18 protein-coding genes are annotated in these 21,776 nt (G+C 46.0%); 13 read left to right on the top strand and 5 right to left on the bottom strand.

Annotation, left to right across the window (positions count from 1 at the left end; genetic code table 11):
- Positions 1-20 precede the first annotated feature (20 nt).
- From ACZ5V1_RS04620 to ACZ5V1_RS04600, 5 genes are all read left to right on the top strand, one after another.
- Positions 21-1,448, top strand: coding sequence for a COG3014 family protein (locus ACZ5V1_RS04620; protein WP_464390835.1), 1,428 nt, complete (start codon positions 21-23; stop codon positions 1,446-1,448).
- A gap of 51 nt (positions 1,449-1,499) precedes the next feature.
- Positions 1,500-2,114 (top strand): penicillin-binding protein activator LpoB, encoded by a 615-nt coding sequence (gene lpoB, locus ACZ5V1_RS04615; protein ID WP_464390834.1) that lies wholly within the window; start codon positions 1,500-1,502, stop codon positions 2,112-2,114.
- A 58-nt stretch (positions 2,115-2,172) separates the two neighbouring features.
- On the top strand, positions 2,173-3,609 hold the full coding sequence (locus ACZ5V1_RS04610) for a DUF6844 domain-containing protein (RefSeq protein WP_464390833.1): 1,437 nt from the start codon (positions 2,173-2,175) through the stop codon (positions 3,607-3,609).
- Positions 3,593-4,870, top strand: a complete 1,278-nt coding sequence (locus ACZ5V1_RS04605; protein ID WP_464390832.1) for a CsgG/HfaB family protein — start codon at positions 3,593-3,595, stop codon at positions 4,868-4,870. The genes ACZ5V1_RS04610 and ACZ5V1_RS04605 overlap by 17 nt, the downstream gene beginning before the upstream one ends.
- 393 nt (positions 4,871-5,263) lie before the next feature.
- On the top strand, positions 5,264-5,419 hold the full coding sequence (locus ACZ5V1_RS04600; RefSeq protein ID WP_464390831.1) for a bacterioferritin-associated ferredoxin: 156 nt from the start codon (positions 5,264-5,266) through the stop codon (positions 5,417-5,419).
- A 76-nt stretch (positions 5,420-5,495) separates the two neighbouring features.
- On the opposite strand, the gene ACZ5V1_RS04595 is transcribed toward ACZ5V1_RS04600, so the two are convergent.
- Entirely contained in the window at positions 5,496-6,143 is a 648-nt protein-coding gene (locus ACZ5V1_RS04595) for a methyltransferase family protein (RefSeq protein WP_464390830.1), read from the bottom strand.
- Between the two features lie 583 nt (positions 6,144-6,726).
- Here ACZ5V1_RS04595 and ACZ5V1_RS04590 point away from each other — a divergent pair.
- Positions 6,727-8,178: a DUF438 domain-containing protein gene (locus tag ACZ5V1_RS04590; RefSeq protein WP_464390829.1), complete on the top strand. Its 1,452-nt coding sequence runs from the start codon at positions 6,727-6,729 to the stop codon at positions 8,176-8,178.
- A 321-nt stretch (positions 8,179-8,499) separates the two neighbouring features.
- Here the strand turns inward: ACZ5V1_RS04590 and ACZ5V1_RS04585 are convergent, their stop codons facing one another.
- A complete protein-coding gene (locus tag ACZ5V1_RS04585) occupies positions 8,500-8,889 on the bottom strand; it encodes a hypothetical protein (RefSeq protein ID WP_464390828.1) in 390 nt (129 codons plus the stop codon).
- A gap of 245 nt (positions 8,890-9,134) precedes the next feature.
- Between ACZ5V1_RS04585 and ACZ5V1_RS04580 the strand changes: the two genes are divergently transcribed.
- Positions 9,135-9,410, top strand: a complete 276-nt coding sequence (locus tag ACZ5V1_RS04580; RefSeq protein WP_216846864.1) for a hypothetical protein — start codon at positions 9,135-9,137, stop codon at positions 9,408-9,410.
- Between the two features lie 637 nt (positions 9,411-10,047).
- Here the strand turns inward: ACZ5V1_RS04580 and ACZ5V1_RS04575 are convergent.
- The 3 genes from ACZ5V1_RS04575 to ACZ5V1_RS04565 form a co-directional block, all read right to left on the bottom strand.
- A complete protein-coding gene (locus ACZ5V1_RS04575) occupies positions 10,048-10,569 on the bottom strand; it encodes a hypothetical protein (protein WP_464390827.1) in 522 nt (173 codons plus the stop codon).
- A 695-nt stretch (positions 10,570-11,264) separates the two neighbouring features.
- Positions 11,265-11,594: a hypothetical protein gene (locus ACZ5V1_RS04570; protein WP_464390826.1), complete on the bottom strand. Its 330-nt coding sequence runs from the start codon at positions 11,592-11,594 to the stop codon at positions 11,265-11,267.
- Positions 11,595-12,118: 524 nt separating this feature from the next.
- Entirely contained in the window at positions 12,119-12,679 is a 561-nt protein-coding gene (locus ACZ5V1_RS04565; protein ID WP_464390825.1) for a rhodanese-like domain-containing protein, read from the bottom strand.
- A 207-nt stretch (positions 12,680-12,886) separates the two neighbouring features.
- Here ACZ5V1_RS04565 and ychF point away from each other — a divergent pair, with 207 nt between their 5' ends.
- From ychF to gcvH, 6 genes are all read left to right on the top strand, one after another.
- On the top strand, positions 12,887-13,987 hold the full coding sequence (gene ychF / locus ACZ5V1_RS04560; protein ID WP_464390824.1) for a redox-regulated ATPase YchF: 1,101 nt from the start codon (positions 12,887-12,889) through the stop codon (positions 13,985-13,987).
- Between the two features lie 64 nt (positions 13,988-14,051).
- Positions 14,052-14,942 carry a transporter substrate-binding domain-containing protein gene (locus tag ACZ5V1_RS04555; protein WP_464390823.1) on the top strand — a complete coding sequence of 297 codons (891 nt, stop codon included), beginning with the start codon at positions 14,052-14,054 and terminating at the stop codon, positions 14,940-14,942.
- Entirely contained in the window at positions 14,942-18,481 is a 3,540-nt protein-coding gene (locus ACZ5V1_RS04550; RefSeq protein WP_464390822.1) for a PAS domain S-box protein, read from the top strand. The genes ACZ5V1_RS04555 and ACZ5V1_RS04550 overlap by 1 nt, the downstream gene beginning before the upstream one ends.
- Before the next feature lie 518 nt (positions 18,482-18,999).
- On the top strand, positions 19,000-20,646 hold the full coding sequence (pgm, locus tag ACZ5V1_RS04545; protein WP_464390821.1) for a phosphoglucomutase (alpha-D-glucose-1,6-bisphosphate-dependent): 1,647 nt from the start codon (positions 19,000-19,002) through the stop codon (positions 20,644-20,646).
- 148 nt (positions 20,647-20,794) lie between these two features.
- Positions 20,795-21,199, top strand: a complete 405-nt coding sequence (locus tag ACZ5V1_RS04540) for a response regulator (protein ID WP_464386046.1) — start codon at positions 20,795-20,797, stop codon at positions 21,197-21,199.
- A gap of 187 nt (positions 21,200-21,386) precedes the next feature.
- A complete protein-coding gene (gcvH, locus tag ACZ5V1_RS04535; RefSeq protein WP_464390820.1) occupies positions 21,387-21,770 on the top strand; it encodes a glycine cleavage system protein GcvH in 384 nt (127 codons plus the stop codon).
- Positions 21,771-21,776 lie beyond the last annotated feature (6 nt).

Below are 21,776 nucleotides of genomic sequence, written 5' to 3'. Positions count from 1 at the left end.
AACTGGTAACGGGGTGGGAAATGAAACAATTATTGTGCGTGTTACTGATATCAGTAGCACTATTAGGCGGTTGCGCTGCTATGCAGCAGGAAGAGCAAAAAGCTTTACTTCAACCGTACTATTTAGGCGACACCACAACTGCTTCCACAATCCTTGATACAGAATACGACAAGGCGCTGCCTTTCTTGCTCGACGCAAGTATGGTTCGCTTCAATCAGGGACGCTTTGAGGATGCATACACACTCCTGAATGAGTCTGAAGCCGAAGTAAAAAGTGATGAGACTGAAAGCGATGTTTACGCGGCATCAAAGGTTATGGGGGAAATTCTCTTTAACAGGGAATTCATGGACTACGAGCCTAAGACAAGCGACACAGTTCTCATCAACATGTACAAAGGTGTTTCTTTGCTTGCGCTCAATAAAGGCAGCAAAGCACGTGTAGAATTTAACCGCACACTGGATCGACAGCGCCGTGCTGTAGAAGAATATAAGGAAGAAATTAAAGAGCTGCAGAACGACGCAAAAGAACAGCGTGCAAAGCAGAACAGACAAATTTCATCCCGAAGAAGAGGCGATGATCCAGTACTCGACTTGCTCCGCATTCAAGATTTTGCAAAAGAGTCTGTGGATCAATCCATGCCGGAAGTTAACCACTGGACAGGCTACGGTGATTTTGTAAACCCGTACGCAACATATCTTTCCGGTTTATTCTTTTGTGTGAACGGCGAAATAAAAAGCGACTACAACAAGTGTAATACTATGTTGAAGCGCGTAAAGGGCATGGTTCCAAATAACTCATATGTAGAGCTGGATACCGCCATGTCCAGAGACTTTGCGCGCGGAAGAAAAAACAGCAAATATCGCGAACCCACCGTCTGGGTTATTTTTGAAAACGGCCTTGCGCCGGAAGTAGACGAGTTACGGGTTGATATTCCGCTATTTATTGCTGGCGAACGTGCGGGAGTCTCCATGGTTTCTTTTGCCATGCCGAGATTACAGACACGCAACGCAGCCCTGCCATTTATTCAGACCACATCAGGCTCTACACAATACACTTCGAAGATGCTGTGCAACTTTGACAGGGTAATGCAGGCAGAATATAAAGCGCATCTAACGTCGACAATCACAAAAGCTGTGGCTTCCACCGCGACAAAAACCTTCGGACAGTATCTGGCACAACGCAGAGGCGGACAGCTTGTGGGACTTGCCACCGGCATATTTACATCAATAATGACACAGGCGGACACCCGCTCGTGGCTCTCATTACCTAAAAATGTCCAGCTGATGCGCGTACCGAAACCGAAAAACAAAACACTACGCATTCAGGCACCAAACGGCAGCTTGCTGGCATCAGCAACATTGCCGGACACTACATATTCTATTGTGTACGTCCGTATGCCGCAGACTGGCAGCATACCGTACGTGCAGACTATTCCTCTTGGAAATTAGCTCATACAGAACTCTGTATATATTTATTCATTCCTTACAACGGAGCTTATAATGAAAAAACTTTTACTCCTCCTTCTGGTTGCTCTTATGGCAGCTACCACCGGTTGTGGTAAACGCAACGCTGCTACCATGATTGATCCAAATAACGACACCAACGCACGCATTATGGGTCTCGGTTACAGAGACTTCGAACAGGCAGCTTCCACTGCTGTTAACGAAATGCTCTCCTCCGGCGCAGTATCCAAACCGGGTGGCGGTCGTTACGTTATGGTTGTGTCCCGTGTACTCAACGACACAATGCAGAACATCGACACTGACCAGCTCATTAAAAAAATTCGCATCGATCTGCTTCGCAGCGGCAAAGTTGTAACAACCACCGCCATCGGCATCGACGGCGCTGAAGACCCGATGGTTGCAGAAGCTCGCAAGCTGAGAAAATCTCAGGAAGTGAATCAGAAAAACGTAGCACGCAAAGGCCAGATTGTTGCTCCGGACTTAAGCTTATCCGGCAAGATCATCCAGCGTAACCACCGCATTGATTCTGACACAGACCAGATTGAATACTTCTTCATGCTCACGCTTACAGACATCAACACCGGCCTTGCTTTCTGGGAAGGCGAAACTCCGATCATCAAACGCGGTGATTCCGGCACAGTGTCCTGGTAACATACTGTTTTCTTGGGGCTGAAGTCGTTCAGCCCCTTTTCATTAGGAGAATCTAACTATGCAGATACTTTTTTCACGCTCCGCACAGCGCTGCATCGCAGCACTTGTTGCATTACTCATTCTGCCGACTCTATCCTTTGCACAGGGCGTAACAACCCTTGAAGCACCTGCTCCGGCAACACTGCAAGAGGCCATTGCCATCGAAGAAGCAGTTGCAGAAGCCGCAGTACCGCAGGTTCTTGACCCAAAGGTAGAGCTTAATGACCTCATCTCCATGTACAACGACTCGGGTAAAGGTGCCCTCTTCCTGCGCAGGCAGGACAAAGGCCAGCTCTTCTACACCGTAAGCACAGCGCGCGTAAAAGTTGCCGCAGACCATCCGGACTGGGCAAACTTCCGCACCATGGCGTTTGAAGAAGCGTATTTAAAGGCGCAGGCTGAGTACATGAAATACCTTGGTGTTACTGTACGAGCACAAGCCCTTCAAAGCATCAAACAAGACCCCACAATGCCGGAGTTCACCCGCGAGGAACTTGGCAGCACTAACAAGTTTGAAGAAATTTTAGACAAAGCTGTAGCCGTGATGGGCGGCAAACTCGACACCATGCTGAATGAAAATGGTGTTGATCCAGAAAAATTCAAAGCTTTGCCAATGGAAAAGAGAAAAGATCTTCTCCGCAGTGCCATTGAAAAGCGCACCATCACAACAGCCAGTGCAGAGCTCAGCGGTATGATTCCGGTGCAGACATTTGAAGCCAACAACTCTGAAGGCAGACACGAAGTTGCCGTTGCTGTTGTTGCGTCTCCAAAATTCAAAAGCTGGGTAAACTCTCTCATCGCAAACAAAGGCGAGCTGCGTCCTAACCCACGCAAAGCTGGCGGTGAGTCCGTTCGTAACATCATCGGCAGCAATCCTGCCGCCCTTTTCCAGCAGTTCGGCATCCGCCGTATCTACAATGAAGCTGGCTACCCTGTGCTCATATCCTACGGTCAGGCAGGCAATGCCTACACCGGCACCGACTACGACGAGCGCGCAGAAGGCCGCGAAATGGCTCTGCGTCATGCGGATGCACAGGCGTACGCAAACTTTGCGTTCCTGTTCAAATCCCACGGCATGTTCAGTCAGGAAACCGGACGTAAAGAGATTGAAAAAACCATCGGAATCATAGAGCAGCAAGCGGATGGCAGCACCTTCAGCAGTAAAGAACGCTCCAAGCAGTTCATCAGCACGCTCAACCAGACCATCAACGCCAAAGGCCACGTCAATAATCTTCCAGGTGTGCGCAAGCTCACCACATGGATATACAAGCATCCTGAGTACAATCAGGAAATTGTAGGCGTAATTTACACATGGTCACCACAGTCAAACAAGCTTGCAAAAGACTTGAAAAAGGCTGTTATCACTACAAAGAAAACCACAACCCGCAAGGCGAAAAAGCACACTTCGTCAAACGCAGTTATGGGTCAGGAGATGATGGATGTTGACGATTTCTAAAAAAACACCACCTAAAGCTATTCTGCGCATTCTTACCATCGCCTGCATGATGCTTCTCATTTTTTCTGTAGAAAGCCATGCAGACATCGTAAGCGCTACCGCCACAGGCACCGCAGCGTCACGCGAAGCAGCCATTGAAGATGCATTGATTCAGGCAGTGCGCCAGATCAAAGGCGTCAGTCTGAAGTCAGCCACAACCGCCGTGCGCTCCAGCAAGACCAAAACGGAAAATGGCAAGCGGAACACCAAATTCACGGCAGAAAGCACCTCCGTAACCGACACAAAAAGCTCCGGTGTCATCGCAGGCTACAAAATTATAAACGAGAACAAGACAAACGGTCTGTGGAACGTAACCTTAAAGGCGAAAGTAAACGTCTACGAAACACCCGGCTTACCACCGACCACTCGACGTAAGCTTGCCATCGTAGGATTTAAAGCATCTTCAACAAACCGCAAACGCGGCGTGCCGCAGATCTTCCAGCAAAAGCTTACTGACAGCATTGTACAGAGCAGGCGTTTCACCGTTCTTGATCGCGAAGAGGAAGCCCTCTACCAGCGTGAAAAGAAAAAGTGGAAGAGTGACGATTTTGCAGTGGAAGAGAAAGCAAAGCTTGGAATGCGCCTTGGTGCTGATTACATTGTGACAGGCAAAATTCTCTCCTATGTCACAAAAAGCACCCGCATGGGCATCACAATCACCGGCGAAAGCTACTACAGAGAGCGTATCGCGGCGCAAGTTTCCTACAAAGTAATCGTGCCCGCCACCATGCAGGTTAAATGGTCATCCACTGTCACCGTCGACAAAACCTACGAAGGGGAGATTCCAACCTCCATCGCTACGCTTTCCGCGCGCCTGTCCAAAATGGTCTCACAAAAGATCAGCACACAGTTGTTGCAAGCCATATATCCCCTCAAGGTGATCAAGGTTACAGGCAAGCAGATTTACTTAAACATGGGTGGCGGAAACCTCAAAGAAGGCCAGCGTTACAATGTATACCACCTTGGCGAGCGACTCATTGATCCTTACACAAAAGAATCCCTTGGACGTGCAGAATCAAAGATCGCGACCATCAAGGTTACTGAAGTCAAAACAAAGTATGCCGTTGCAACCGTGCTGCAAAGATCAGCCGCCATCATCAAGGGCAACATCTGTCGTCCTGCAAAGCGCGTATACAGCAGCAAGAAAAAGCAGCCAGCGCCGCAGAAAAAATCCTCCGTCAAATACATAGACGGGGGCGGTGTGAAGTTGCCATTTGATTAGCATACTGTTTATTAACCCTGTGTTAGCCTGCGGCGCTTTCTGTGGGTTTTATGCCTTCGGCGAGTCTCCGACGGGTGGGCTCTGCCCTACACCCGCAAGAGGGACGCCCTCTTGACTGCGAATTAGCGAGAGCACTTTTTTACAAAAAATTGTTCGCGGCTTCTTTGCAGGAAGGCCTGTAGAATTTTTCAGGAGAGTTTATCAGGGCAGGTATAGCCAAAAAAGTTGTATTTAAGGGTGGAGTTTTTTAGCTCCGCCCTTTTTCTATATGTAGGAAAAACATTGTGGGGCATTTACAGATACTTTATGTGCAACGTAGCCGTTGGGGATTGAGGAAATAGATCAATTCAAGAATATGGTTTTAAAAGTAAATATTTTTTGGGGAGCTAAATAATGTCAGAGCTTATTTGTTACTGCTTTGGGTACACTGCCGAAGACATAGAAAAGGATATTCTCACTAACGGAAAATCCACTATTTTCATGCGCATCATGAACGAAAAAAAAGAAGGCAGTTGCCAATGCGCTGTTAAAAACCCAAAAGGTCGCTGATGTCTCTCCGATGTCCGCCAGTTGGTGGACAAAGTAATGCGTGAGAACAATATTAAGCAAGAATCAAAAGGTAATATCAGCCCTTTTTAAATAGCAGCTTCCAGTTTTTAAACTCAGGAAAAAACATTCTAGTGTGCTTCATATACTCAACATATTTCTGTCCAAAAGCTTTGCGCATAACGCCCTCTTCCTGACGGGCAAGATATATATAAGCAATCACAATTACAGGAAAAAGAAGTAGCGTCAGAATCGTCGGCCAATGAACCAGTTGGCCGAAAAGGATCAAAAATATACCCGTGTATTGCGGATGTCGTACGTATGTATAAAGACCGTCGGTTACAAGTCGGTTGTCTTTCTGCGCCTTATAGACTTGTGACCACCCTCTCGCCAAAAGAAGCAGCCCGAGTATTACCAACCCGAGGCCAATGATCATTTCAACCATCGCGCCCACATCACCCAGCCCTAAAAGAGTAGACCAAAGGTGCCCGCGCATGTGCAGCCACGGAATCTCCAACCCAAAAAAGCCAGTTAGCAAATATATGGTTAATGGAAACCCGTACATTTCTGCATATAAAGCAATAATAAAGCCTTGGATCAAGCCAGCGTTTCGCCATTCTTTAGCGTTTTGCGGAGCAAGATATCTATAGATAACCCATGTTGCTAAGATGATCATAATGATCACCAGCACCCAATGTCCTCCCAAAGGCATATTGCTCATTTCCATGACCTCTCCTCCATTCACTATTTCTTTCTACTACAGACAAACGCTGACTCGATAGTACGGCTCGCCCTCGTTAATCCGGTTGCACCATATCGTTCATGCTACCTATAAAGACTAACGTTAGGGTAATCCTCATAACGCCGTCTCTCATAGGATATCTACAATCCAAAACGTGTTGCTTCGTTCTCAAAAACCAACTTCTGCACGGGAATACAATCAATTAAGCATGGGGAATATATGCGGGCAGATTGATTATTTATTCGCTATTAAATCGAAATCGAGAGTTATGGATACCCATCGCCTTTGAGGGTTTGGGGAGCCTCACTCAGGCAACTGTCAGTCGATTTAGCTCATGGGTGCATTATGTTTTCACGCTGCTATGCATGGTTGCAAAAGGGTGCTCGACACGCCTTGCAAGCTTATTACTTTTGACAACCATATCAGTGAACTATCAGAAGAAAGACACGGTGGCGGTTTTTTGGTTCATCAACTCGGGCTTTAAAAAACTCAAAAAATTTCCACCCAAACCTGACTGCTCTGTGATAAGATGATTTCGCCTTGCAACTGTTATTCATGGAGCAGCGTTATGGAACTTTCGAAGAAGACTAAAATCGGTGGATTGATTAAAGAATACCCATTCCTACTAGATTACTTTGTAGACAAATCCCCAAAATTTTCTAAGCTCAAAAATCCGATCATGCGTAAAACCATCGGCAGCATTGCTACGCTGGAACAAGCATCAGGCATGGGCAACGTTGATCTTGGCGAGCTGTTATTAGAAGTCGCCACGCAAATCTATCACCACACAAGCGACAACATCACCATAATCAACCCCAACGAAAGTCCGCAGGTTGCATCCTCTTCCGGTGAAGACCGCGTGGAGGTACTCAAGAATATCGTTATGCGTCTGCATAACGGAGCCTCTATTGACGAAGTTCGCAAAGAATTTCTCACGCTCCTGCACAATGTTTCCCCTGCTGAAATCGGGCAGATGGAACAAAAGCTCGTAGCTGAAGGCATACCGGAAACAGAAATTAAAAAATTATGCGATCTGCATGTAGAATTATTTGAAAACTCGGTAGCGCAAAGCGCATTGCCGGAGCTTCCAGCAGGACACCCGCTGCACAGTTTCCAAGAAGAAAACAAAGTAGCAGATGAAAAAGGTAAGGCGCTCCTTGAAGCAATCAAAGGCGCAAAAGACCCGCTGGAATTTTTCGCAGCCAAAAGCGGCATAATTGCAGAAATTGAAAGCCTTGCAGAAATCATCAGGCATTACGAGCGCAAGGAAAATCAGTTATTCCCGATCATGGAAAACCACGGCCTCACAGCGCCTCCACAGGTCATGTGGGAACTACATGACGACATACGCGCCCTATTCAAAAAAGCACGTACAGAGCTTGCAGAGGATGAATTAAACAGCACGCTCGACACAGTGCACGATCTTGCAGTTGCTATCTGCGACATGATTCATAAAGAAGAAAACATCCTCTTCCCGATGGTCTTCGAAACATTTTCTGATGAAGATTGGGCTCAGGTCTACGAAGGAGAAACAGAGATAGGCTACGCATGGATTACCCCCGGCACAGACTGGGAACCTGTAGAGGGTGCCACCATGCAGACACCGCAAATCGGCGAAATATCTTTAGACAGAGGCGAGCTGGAACCGCACGTCATTAACGCAATTCTCAAATCACTCCCAGTTGATTTGTCATTCGTAAATGCCAACGACAAAGTTGCCTACTTCTCACAGACAGAAGAACGTGTCTTCCCGCGCAGCGCCGGAATCATCGGACGCGACGTATCCAAATGCCACCCGCCGAAAAGTGTCTACATGGTGGAAAATATCCTCAAAGCATTCAAGGCAGGAGAACGCGATGTTGCCGAGTTTTGGCTGGAGCTCAACGGCGTATTCATCCATATCCGCTACTACGCAGTGCGCGACAAAGATGGAACCTACCTAGGTTGTCTGGAAGCCTCACAGGATGTAACCGGCATTCGAGCTCTCACGGGCGAACAACGTTTGCTTAACTGGGAATAGGTCTACTCTGCCAGAAACGACTATGTGGTCATAAAGGCTAAAAAGACATATATCCTGCCTGCTAAAATTTAGACAAAAAAAGGGTGGAGTTAAAACTCCACCCTAAATTTATGAGATCCTCAAACGACAGTAACAAACATCATCACATTGCAGCAGCAAGCTGATGACCAGCCCTTACCGTAAATATGTACGCAGTACATATGCTACAGCGAAAAAACCATAGCGAAACCTTGGGCAACGTGGCAGCTAACGCGTTTGAGGCACAATATTTTTTTCAATTAACACGCCGAAGCTTCTGTAGCCCTAGCAAACAAGCAGTCTTTATTTCTTGTCATTCCACTTAAACAGCTTCCAGCCACCCTGTGCATTAAGCCTTTTCTTGCCTGCGGCGGCAAGAGCACGGTTAATGTTCTTCAGTAGCTGCGGAGTTGCACCTGTTACTCCACTCTGGGAATCTGTAATAGCAATCCCTTGCTTATTAAGCGCGAAAACACGGCTGCTAGCATCAACCCAAAAAATGGCCTTATCAGCCTTTACAAGTACACCATTGGCCAAAACATCTTCTGACCATACGTCTACTTTATCTTTTTCAGTCGGCAACAATGCAGAGTAAACAAGTTTACTATAGTTACCGTCCGGTGCAGCAGGCCCACATCCTGCAAGTAAAAAACAACAAAGAAAGCTCATTAGTATGTATTGAACTCGAAGCATACTCCCTCCATCAGTAAAAAAGATGCGCCAACCTATCACATCATATGCAAGATGCAAAGTGGGACATCAACTATCTCATTAGATTTTAACGTTTCTTCACGGGAGTGCGGAGCAATACTACGCATGGCATCGACACACCTATTTTTTATAGCAAAAAAGTTTTTTGCCTCGCACAACAAAAGTTAACATTTCATCAGGGCTATCCAACCGTAGACTCCAAAGTTTTTATGGCGTATATACCCCGCATGGAACAAGTTCATCAGCAAAAAACGGCTAAAAAACCGCCGTTTGGTAAATACACATACTCTCGCGAAGGCATTGATTGCGTACTCTTTTTTGACGAAAGAAGAAGATGGCGCATGACTATTAACGACATCACATCTGATGCTAAATTTAAAAAAGCAGAATCTTGTCTGGAAGAACTCGTTGGCAACGAAATTATGACTGCCAGCGGTGTTGATTCCGAGGTTCTTGCACTGATCCCAATTGAATTGGATCTGTGGAAACGCCACAAAGCTTAACAATTTTCTTCTTAACCGCACTACGCTGTGTAGTGTTGTTATGAGCGCAAAAGCCCCTGACGCAAACCGTCAGGGGCTTTTACTTTGGTGTATGTAAAAACACGCAACTGAGTAGCAAAAAACGTTTGTAGACGCCGTATACGTCGTAAATTTAGCAAGCCACACGGACTGTCACAAGCTGTATACGTCGTCGACCTAGTAGTTCCTCGGCTTCCTTTAGATTTCTGTAACTTCCTGAAATTTCCTCAGATCAGATAACTCTCGCTGGTTCCTATGCTCTTGTGAACCAGCAGTTTTCCCAGAGTCTCCGTAGAGCTGTAGAGTTGTTGAATTGTAGAATTGTAGAATTGTAGAGCTTTTTAGTATCTCCGTAGATTTGTATACCAAAAAAAACTCAAGCTCACGCTCCTTGCAGATCATACAAGTTTTGCAGATCGCACAAATCTCGTAAACCAGCGGGAGTTGCCAAATTTACGAGACTTGCGGGCGTTGAATAAAAATATTTTCAGTACGTAATATCAGACTATTTCAGTAAAAAAGGCCTGCGCCCAATCGATTAAAAAAAACTGACATCACCTAACATTACAAACAATTTAAATTTTCACAAAAAAGTTTGAGCCAGAACGAGCCACTGACTTTACCTCATTGCTTTTGTCTTTTGTTCCATCACTTGCTGCAATTGATTGTTCAAAAGCGAAAGCTGCTCATTTTTTGCGCCAAGCATGGTTTGCTTAACGTCATCCGGCATATTTGAGCTGCTAAGTTCTTGGATACTCTGCTCAACTATTTTGATTTTCTTTTTCAACTTTTCAATCAGCTTATCAACTTCGCTTTGGCTGCCTTCTGTCTTTTCAGCCCCAGCGCCGCCTTCTGCTTTGCCACCCTTCTCAGATTTATCTGCTGTGTCAGCTTTATCTACTTTGTCAGCTGGCTTTGATTCATCTGTTTTTTCAGAACCCTGTTTGGCACCCGCACCAGATTTCTCTTTATCCTGAGAAAGCGCACGACCTTCTTCAGATATAGTAACGATATCTCCCCTCACATCTGCTTTCAAACTTTCTGTATTTTCAGAAGCTCTATTTTCAATTTCTTTTGTGAGGAGTTTTTTTACAAGAGGGTCCAGTTCATCACGGCCCATAGAGTTAATAGATATAGCCATACGCTCTCCTAACCTTATATCGTAACATCTAAATTTAATTCGCTTTGCACTACCTATATATTTATCGAACACCCTGAACATTTCTTTACGTAAAACTTATACATAATCTTTTTACAAATAAAAATTTGTAGATATGAGCCCTGCCCCCTTCTTATTAATCCCCTTACAAAACAGGCTGTTACTCTAAAACATCTTTATAGTCAGAATCGATAACAAGCATGTTGAAGGCCAAACAAAGTGACAGAAATCCAACATGTCCAAAAGCCATTTTTCCAGTTTTTCAGGAACTACTATCGAGAACACAAAATCAGCGCCAAGTGCTCGCACACCAGACAAATACATAATCCTCAAATTCAGAAAAAATGGAAAAACTACAAATCAGGGATTTGCTTCACAGCCTCAATTTTGAATTCTTCCGCGTAGCGCTTGTCACTCATCGCATCCTCCTGGCGTTACGATCCATAACTCAAGAGTGCCTGCAAACTAGGAGAGGTTCAATCTTTCAACTCAAAAGTGCTTACAAACTAGGGGCGATTCAATCTTTCAATTCAAGTCTGCACCACAACATATAAAGAAAGGCCGGATTTGCTTAATTGCAAATCCGGCCATCATATATAGTTCGTGCCTCAATAGGCTATATTTTATTTCCACTTCCTATTTGGTGGGGCGAAATGTCCTTCGACCTTGTTTCTCTGTCAGGAGTTTCCTGAGGTACTATGGTCATGCTTCATTTCATCACCCTTTTTCATCATGTCATCACCTTTTTGCTTCATCATATCATCACCTTTCTGCTTCATCTGGTCATGATCATGCTTCATATCATCACCCTTCTTCATCATGTCATCGCCTTTTTGCTTCATCTGGTCATGATCTTTCATCATGTCATCACCTTTTTGCTTCATTTGATCATGAGAAGAAGCAACCGTGTAGCCATCTCCTTTCTGTATACTATTAGTAGCAAAAGCAATAGATCCAGTAAGTACCAAAAGCACTGCTGTAGTAAGTGCGATAATTTCTTTCTTCATAATAAATAACTCCCTTTCATTGATTCGTGTGTCTTCCGCAATGTATATATCACAATTTTCAACAATATAGGGTTATTGCTTTTATATATTGACACTGTAGGAACATGAAAGAGTTATGCAAAAAAGCATACAGCATTGAAAATTTATCTTATTTTACATGTAAAGGGCTACTCATCTATAGAAAATAACTTCAACAGCAGGCTCTATACCCCATGGACACACCTTCCTGAATAAAAAGAATGCATAATGAACAGAGAGATGACGCAAAACGTGCACTAAGAAATGTGTTGTAGTTAAAACACTCTTTTGTGACGTTTTCTGGCTACTTGCCTATTTTCCCGTTACTTACATAATGGGGAGACATAACACAGAGTAAGAGAACATAGTTGTAAGTATGTCGAGAGGTGTTAGTAAATTAGCGACAATTCAATTCAAGGGGTTCGAGTAGGATCTAGTACTATCCGCCTTCTTGATGAGCACCTCTCACCAGATCAACAAAAAGAACGACCTAAAAAGTTATCTCGCTATTTTTTATAAACAGCGCCGCACGCTGCTTTGCTACAGAGCGGAGATTTATTCCACGGCATCAATAAAAGAACACGCGCCATACCGCAGTTGCCGCTGACTCCAGCGTAGATCATTGCTGCGCCGAAAAATCCGACGAGGGCGACAAATTTTGTGGAAACAGCCAACACGAGTAACAATGTAATAAGCAACAAAGTACCAACCGTAATTAAAACCTGACGATCAAGCGGAATGCGCCTTACGCCATCTTTTACCGGCAGCCCTGTGCCGTTCCATGCCACGATCCCGCCATCCAGAACGGCAGTATCTATAGAACCAGCCACCGCTTCCGCGGCCTGCATTGCCCTACCGCCGGAGCGACAGACAAAAACAACTTTTTTATCTGTACCGATAGTCTCTTTTATGCGCTCCGCAGATACCAAATCAAACGGCATCACAATGGAGTCAGGAATCTCCTGTTCCAAAATTTCTGTAGGGGTTCGCACATCCAGCAACACCGCTTTATCTTCCTGGAGCAACTTCGCTACCGATGTCGCATCCATTTTTTGTACTTTGGTCATATAAAAACTCCTTGTTCGTATAACAAGTTTTATTATTAGGAATAATACCTAATAAGCTATTTTTGTCAACTCACATTCCATGAAGAATTGCCCCAGAAACCCAGCGTAAAATAATGGCTGAAGAGAGAAAGAATTTGTGTTTCGGGCTAAAAAGAATTATAGCCGCGCGGAGCCAAAGGTTTAGAAATTATTCTGGAGAAAAAAGTTATGGCACTGAGCATCGGTATCGTTGGGCTTCCCAACGTGGGTAAGTCTACCCTTTTCAACGCCCTCACAAAGGCACAGAACGCAGAGTCTGCGAACTATCCTTTCTGCACAATTGAACCCAACAAAGCGACTGTTCCTGTGCCGGACAAGCGCATTGACATCCTTACAGAAATTGCAAATCCGCAGCGCACACTGCACGCGACTGTAGATTTTATTGATATTGCCGGTCTTGTACGCGGCGCAAGCCAGGGCGAAGGCCTTGGTAACCAGTTCCTTGGTAACATTCGTGAAGCAGCGGCAATTTTGCAGGTTGTCCGTTGTTTTGAAGACGAAAACATCACGCACGTTGACGGTACTGTTAACCCGATTCGTGACGTTGAGACCATTGAAACTGAATTGCTGCTTGCAGACGTACAGTCTGTAGAAAAACGTCACGACAAATTGGTTCGTTCCACTCGTGGTAACAAAGCAATGATCCCTGTTGTAAACGGCATTAAAGAGCTGCTGGATCACCTTAACGAAGGTAACCCTGCATCTACTTTTGCAAAACGCGACAGCGATGTTTTGGCAGAACAGCTCAACGAGCTTTCCCTGCTTACAGACAAAACGATTATTTACTGCGCAAACGTTGATGAAGACGGCCTTGCAGAAGACAACGAGCATGTGAACACTCTGCGTGAATTCGCAACGAGCCGTAACTGCCAGTTGGTAAAAATCTGCGCTAAGGTTGAAGAAGAGTTGCAGGGTCTGGAAGATGACGAAGCACTGGAACTCCTTGAGTCTTACGGCATCAGCGAAAGCGGACTTGTACAGGTAATTCAGACCAGCTTTAACACTCTTGGTCTTATCTGTTACTTCACCGTAGGCGTTAAAGAAGTTCGCGCATGGACTATCGAAGACGGCTTCACCGCACCGCAGTCAGCAGGAGTTATTCATACCGATTTCGAACGCGGATTTATTCGTGCAGAAGTTATCGCGTATGATGCTTTTGTAGCAAACAAAACCGAAGCAGCCTGTCGCGCCATTGGTGCTCTGCGCTCTGAAGGTAAAGAATATATCGTTAAAGACGGGGATGTTGTTCACTTCCTCTTTAATGTATAGTACAAAGTTTCCAAGCTGATATGGTTACCCTGTTAAAACAGGGTAACCTGTTTGGGAGGAACTTGTGAACAAACTATACGCAAAAACCATTGCTACAGTTTTCTGCTTTTTATCGATTTTTCTTTTCTACTCAACAAGCTATAGCATCTCTCTTACAGAGATCCGCGCCCGCGGAGAGCTACACCATCTAGGCGTTCCCTACGCCCGCTTTGCAAACAACGATGCTGACGGCCTTGATTGCAGTCTTATACGCAGGTTTGCAGAATATCTTGGTGTCCGATACAAATTCATCCCCACAACTTGGAGAAACGCCATTCCTGATCTTATAGGAATGCGTCCCACTCCGTCCGGCATTGGTCAGCCCGTCACAAGAATCCGTGGTGACATACTCGCGAACGGTCTCAGCATGATTCCGGAACGCACAGAATATGTACTTTTTTCCAAGCCCACGTTCACTGCACAGGTATGGTTACTTGCGAAACCCGACGCTGAAATTGTACCTATTCAGCCGACCGGAAACGTGGAAAAAGATATTGAGATGACGATTGCAAAGACTGCGGGAAAAACAGTCTTCGGCATCAAAGACCTTTGTATCGACGTAAAGCTTTTCCCAAAGCTACGCGATGCGGCACACACTGCCGTAAATATCCCGCTCCATATGCTTCCGCAGCCAATTTCTTTTTTAAAATCATCATATGACATATTTCTCATGGAATCTCCCAGTGCTTTAATGGCATTAGGGATGTGGCCTTATTCTTTTAAGATAATCGGCCCAGTAGCAAAGCAACAAAATATGGGCGTTGCTTTTGCTCCGGATTCCTTGGAGCTAAGAGAAGAGTTTAACCGCTTTTACACTGCTTTCTGGGAAAGTGGTGAATATCAAAAGCTGGTTAATAGCTATTACCCTAATTCATTCCAGTACTTTAAAAAATTCTTTACGAAGAGTTCGCCATAATGAAGAAGCCGCTTGAACAACTTTTTTCGGGTGAAAAATCGTTCAATTTAATATTGATGCTCTGTGCCATCATTGTATGTGCCTTTTTAGTACTGGGCATTCTGTTGCACCGTTCCCAATATTCGCTGCAACAAATAAAACAAGAACAATTTGTTAATGACTCGCAAAAAGTTTCCAGCGCATTCAAAGGTTATTTTGCTGAACGTAATAGAGATTTACGCACCCTCGCCTCTGCTCAGGCATTTTCCAGCTACTTCCATAATAAAGCACTGGGTATATCGCTCGATTACGGCATGCTTGCCATCATCTCCGACATCAAGCAGGTGCTGCAACGATCCATTATGGAATATAAGGTTCAGGGCGAATACATTTTCTCCGAAGTAGCTTTTACAGACTACAAATACAAAATGCGTATTCGGGCAACCGCAAACCCTAATCCCGGCAAGGCTGTTATCATTACAACGACGACGGAAGATGTTTCCGTTGACCCAAGCGCTCCGCTCGGCTTGCAACAGCGACAAGATAGCCGCGAGCTGCAAGTTGCCATTCCTTATTTCATCATGGGCAAACATGTTGGCGAACTCACGGCAACAATTTCGTCCTCTGCCATTAAAAAATATCTACTGCTGCTCCAGAATTCTGAAAAATTCAACGTCATCCTGCTATATAATGACACCCCGTTTACCCGCATTATCACAACACCAGACCTTACGTATAATGTTCAGAAACTCTCATCAGTGCCACCGAGTACCTCGTTCCAGCTAAACGAGGCCGCTCATCTTAATGACCTCCCCGTTCCTATGAAGGTACGGCTTATGCCGGTACTGAACAGAACCATTACGGCAATCTCATTTATTGAAGTTGCCAAGCTCAAGCGCGGACAGTTCTCCGATAGCATTCTTCTCATTTTCTACGCCGTGTTTCTCGCGGCTGCTTCCAGTATCGCCGTTGCTGCGCATATGATCATAAAAAACACTTCACTTGCAAAAAGCCTCAAAGAAGCAGCAGACAGCAAAAAAGCTACAGCCAAGCACTTAAGCAAACTGCAATCAGAAATTGTGGTTCGACGTAATGCAGAAATCCGCGCACTGACGGCACGGCAAAAGGCAGAGCAGCTCACGCACGTGGTGCCGAGTGCCGTGTTCACCATCACCATGGATAGAAAGATAGACAGCTGGAATAAGCGCGCAGAAGAACTTACAGGCTACAAAGCGATCGAAATGATAGGCCGAACCTGCTCCGCTATTTTTCTGGATACCTGTAAAGACGAATGCGCACTGTATCCGCACTCGCAGCACGCCACATGCGGCAATCAGCACTCTCTGCGGCAGAAAAACGGTGAGCTACGCACCATTATCAAGAATACAGAACCAATGCTGGACGGTTTCGGGCAGCTTATCGGCTTGATTGAATGTTTCGAAGACATCACAGATCAACAGAAAACACTCGCCGCACTTGCTAAGACCGAAGCAAACTACCGCGACATTATTCAGAACGCACAGGACGGAATTTTCCAGAGCACACTTTCCGGCGAAATCCTTAACGCCAACCCTGCATTCCTCAATATTTTTGAATTCTCATCTGTGGAAGAAATGCGCAGCACGTTCCGCGGGTTTGAAAACCATTTTTACGTGAACAAAACGCGACGTGCTGAGTTCGTCAACACCATGCTCAAAAAGCGGTTTGTATCCAACTTTGAATCACAAATTCGCACCAACCGAGGGCGGCTCTTATGGGTGATGGAAAGTGCCCGCCTTCGCACAGCGCCGGACGGCTCCATTCGTTTTGAGGGGTTTGTGCGAGACATCACGCTACAAAAAGAAGCAGAGCACAACCTCATCGCCGCCAAAGAAGCAGCAGAAGCCGCAAACGTAGCAAAAAACAACTTCCTCGCAAATATCAGCCACGAGCTGCGAACGCCTATGAATGCCATCATCGGCATTTCCGAACTCAGCCTCCGGTCCGAACAAGACCCCGAGCGCAGACGCAACATGGAGGTGCTCTACAAGGCATCAAGTTCCCTGCTCACACTGCTGAACGATTTGCTCGATTTTTCCGCCATTGAATCCAACGCACTGTCACTCAAATTCGCGCCGTTTTCCGTACTAGACATGATGCGGAACATCCGCGACCTCATGCGCGGAGAAGCATCAAAAAGAAAACTCGACTTTACTGTTTCGACTGATAAAGCCATTCCGCCGCTGCTCACCGGCGATAAGGAACGAGTTAAGCAAATTCTTGTTAACCTTATCTGGAACGCGCTCAAGTTCACCAACAACGGCAACGTATGTGTTACCTGCACCGCACAGCCCATACCGAGCGATGAAAACAGTCCCTCGAGCCTCCTTGAACCTGAGGCAATGGTACTGACTAACGGAAATGCTCTACAAAGCGACAGTCAGCCAACAAGCCGCCACATCCCGCAGAAAAAGGTAATGCTCACCTGCGCCGTGTCTGACACAGGCATTGGCATTCCTTCCGCCAATCTTGAAGAAATTTTTGAAAGCTTCGCACAACTGCAAGCATTCAACGTAGCACCGCATGGTGGCGTAGGGCTCGGGCTTGCTATCTCTCAACGGCTTGCAGTGCGCATGGGCGGCAGCATCACCGTAGAGAGCAATGTCAACGAAGGCTCCACATTCACCGTGCAGATCCCGTGTCATATCTCTGCAATGAATACCGAACCAGCGCACCATCTCTTTTCCGAATCACACCAGGATGTTGCTCCAATGTCAGCTCTCAATGTGCTCGTGGCAGAAGACAACGAGTTCAGTCAGGAAGTTCTGACCCAAATGCTCAAAGAAGACGGGCACACCGTATACCTTGCTGAAAACGGCGAACAGGTACTCGACATGCTCTCACGCATCACCGTCGACATCATTCTTATGGATGTTCAGATGCCTGTTCTCGACGGCTTAGAGACCATTAAACGCATCCGTGCGGGCAACGTGCCTAACCTCGATATCACCATCCCGATTGTAACCATCAGCGCACACGATTCCATTACATCAAAAGACAACTTCCACGATGGTGAAGTAACCGAATGGCTGCAAAAACCAATCACTCTCTATGCGCTGCAACAAGTACTACGTTCTATCTTCAGCAACGGTTCAAACACCCGCAAAGTACACGTCAAAAACAATTGTGCATTGCCAAACATCACAGATTACTCTACTCCAAAGGTCATAAATTTTGAGACTATTTCTGAAATGGTGAATGGCAGACAGAACATAATTCAGACTGTTCTCAGCACATACTTAACGTCATTACCTGCATCTCTAGAGCTACTGAAAAATGCATTTGATGAAAACAATGCGGACGAAGTAGCGCGCCTTACCCACACGCTCAAAGCAACTATGGGTTCCGTAGGCGCAATGCCACTTGCGGAAACAGCGCAGCAAATAGAACGCCACGCCCGTGATCAGCAGCTCTACGACGCGCTTCCGCTGCTACATCAGTTTATCACCAAAGCAGAACAGTCACTTGAAGAGGTTACCGACTACCTTGCTCAGCAGCAGGCTGAACAACGCGTGTCGTAACGCTTTCATCGTTTCAAGATTACTACGATTTCATGAAGGTCTCTGCTTTTGGGAGGGTCTCCGACGGCGCTTGTCAGCGGGACTTTAAGAACCTTGTTGGAACAAGGTTCTTAAAAATCTCCAAAAACTTTTAGGGGCGAGTTACGCCCGTAAGTTATGGCGCTGGTAGCCGCGAGGGGACTACCCCTCCTTAATTTAAGAAAATTAACAATATTTCGTTGTAACTCATCAGCCTTTTCATCCGCTTAAAACTGGTAGTTACCGCTAAGCTCTCCAACATAATAAACAACCTATGTCACACGCTAATAAAAGTTTTTGAAGGGGGTCTGGGGGAAACTTTTTGAAAAAAGTTTCAGCCCAGCCGCCGGAGGCAAAAAAAGAAAAAGAGCGTCGCAGACTTTCTTAAACGCACGTCAGTTATCCTTCAGGTGCAGCATCAGCCGTGGTAAAATTTCGCCCAAAGAGAACTCACCTGATAGGTTTTAGAATATAAAGAATAAAACATAAGGAAGCATATAATGGCGATCAGTCCAAAGGCCGGTAAAAAGGCACTTCCATCCGACTTGGTAAATATCCAGAAGCTGATTACAGCGTACTATACTGTTATCCCTAATATTGATGACCCACAGCAGCGAGTTGCTTTCGGCACATCTGGCCACCGTGGCTCAGCTTTTGGCGGCAGCTTCAACGAGCCGCATATCGCTGCGGTGACGCAGGCAATTTGTGAATACCGTAAAATGCAAGGCTACACCGGCCCGTTGTTTATGGGCAAAGACACCCATGCACTTTCAGAACCGGCGCACCAGACAGCGCTTGAGGTACTGGCAGCGAACGGCGTGACTGTGAAGATTGAAAAAGACGACGCGTATGTTCCGACGCCTGTTATCTCCCATGCTATCCTTACGTACAACCGTGACCATGATGATATTGCTGACGGCATTGTTGTCACCCCTTCGCATAACCCACCGCAGGATGGCGGCTTTAAATACAACCCACCTAACGGGGGGCCTGCTGATACAGGCACTACTAAATGGGTTGAAGACCGCGCCAACGAACTTATCCGTGAGGGTAACGTGAATGTTAAGCGTACGGTGCGGGCTGATGCATTGGCCGCCTCGACCACACAGCGCTACGATTACCTTACTCCGTATGTTAATGACCTTGAGAATATTATCGACGTAGAAGCAATCAAGAAGGCTGGCGTTCATATTGGCGTAGACCCTCTTGGCGGCGCTGGTGAAGCGTACTGGGAACCGATTGCAAAACGGTACGGGCTGAATATTGAAGTGGTGAACAAGACAATCGATCCTACATTCAGCTTCATGCCTATGGACAGAGACGGCGTAATTCGCATGGACTGTTCTTCACCGTGGGCAATGACGGATATGATCAAATTACAGCCGCATTTTGATATTGCGTGCGGAAACGATCCAGATACTGACAGGCACGGCATTGTATGCAGTAAGGGACTGATGAACCCGAACCACTACCTTGCTGCTGCCATTGAATACTTGTTTACACACCGCCCTCAGTGGAAAAAAGATGCAGTTGTCGGCAAGACGCTGGTTTCCAGTCAGATGATTGATCTGGTGGTTGAATCACTGGGCAGAAAGGTTGCAGAAGTGCCTGTGGGCTTTAAGTGGTTTGTGCCGGGTCTTATTGACGGCAGCTACGGCTTTGGCGGCGAAGAAAGCGCTGGCGCGAGCTTCCTGCGTAAAGACGGTTCCGTGTGGACTACGGACAAAGACGGGATCATCATGAACCTGCTTGCAGCGGAAATTCTGGCTGTAACCGGCAAAGACCCGCAGCAGCATTACGATGCCATGACTGAGAAATTCGGCACTCCAATTTACGAACGCTTGCAGGCTCCAGCTTCACCGGAGCAGAAAGCCGCACTCAAAAAACTTTCTCCTGATATGGTGAAATCTGACACGCTTGCGGGTGAACCTATCCTTACAAAGCTGACACAGGCACCAGCGAACGGCGCGTCCATCGAAGGCTTGAAAGTCGTAACAAAATCAGGCTGGTTTGCCGCCCGCCCTTCTGGAACTGAAGATATTTATAAAATTTATACAGAAAGTTTTAAGGGTAAGGATCACTTAGCACTCCTACAAAAAGAAGCGCAGGACATGGTTTCTGAAGCATTTAAGGCCGCTGGTGTGTAGTCACTTCACTCCATTACCCCGTTTTGGGCGTCTTGCGTTATCGAGCCTGAACTGTAACTATGCCTTTTGCCTCAGGTTATAATCCGCAGGCTCTATGCAAAAAGAGGGTGTGATGGTATAGCGATAGTCCTATATGGAGGTTTCCCAAATGAAGTTTCTAATTGTTGATGACGATTTCGACAGTCGCCGACTCGTGCAAAAAATCCTTCATCCATATGGTTATTCCGACCTAGCTGCAGACGGCGAAGAGGGCATTGAAGCTTTCCAGCAAGCACTTAAAGCAGGCGAACCATATGATGTTGTTACACTCGATATTATGATGCCGAACGTTGACGGGCAAGAAGCCCTGCGCGAAATCCGCGATCTAGAGAAGGAACATGGGATTCTTCCGGAGCAAGGTGCAAAAGTGATCATGATATCTGGACTCGATGACAGCCAGGAAGTGCACGACGCATTTTTCTTAGGCAATGCAACGAGTTTCATAGTCAAACCAATCAGAAAACGAGCGCTACTCGAAGAAATCCAAAACCTCGGGGTATGTTTGGAGTCCTGATAGAGCGCACAATCCATCAATTTTTGATAAAAAAATGGCCAGATCCTACATTTTATGTGATCTGGCCATTGTTTTTCCTTCAAATTAGACTTATGACCCAAGTATCTGTTAGACGAAATATATTTATGTCATAACGATAAAACAAACCATATCTACACAACAACACAAACCTTTTCAGGAGGACTCCATGGCCTACCCAGATAATCTTCTCTACAGCAAAAGCCACGAGTGGACAAAAATTGAAGGTGACGAAGCTACCATCGGTATTACAAGCTTTGCTCAGGAACAGCTTGGCGACATCACTTTTGTTGAACTCCCTGAAGTTGGCGACAACCTCGCCATCGGTGACGAGCTGGGCTCTATCGAATCCGTTAAAGCTGCAAGCGAACTTTACATGCCAGCAGGCGGCGAAGTAATCGCAGTTAACGAAGATCTCGAAGATACACCGGAAAAAGTAAACGAAGCTCCTTTTGAAGGCGGCTGGCTTGTTAAAATCAAGCTGACTGAAGAGCCTAAAGGTCTCCTTTCTGCCACTGAATATGCAGAACTGGTAGCTAACGAAGCACACTAGTACAAA

The organism is Halodesulfovibrio oceani subsp. galateae (genome assembly GCF_055397225.1).
This window is presented reverse-complemented; position numbering and strand designations above follow the sequence as displayed.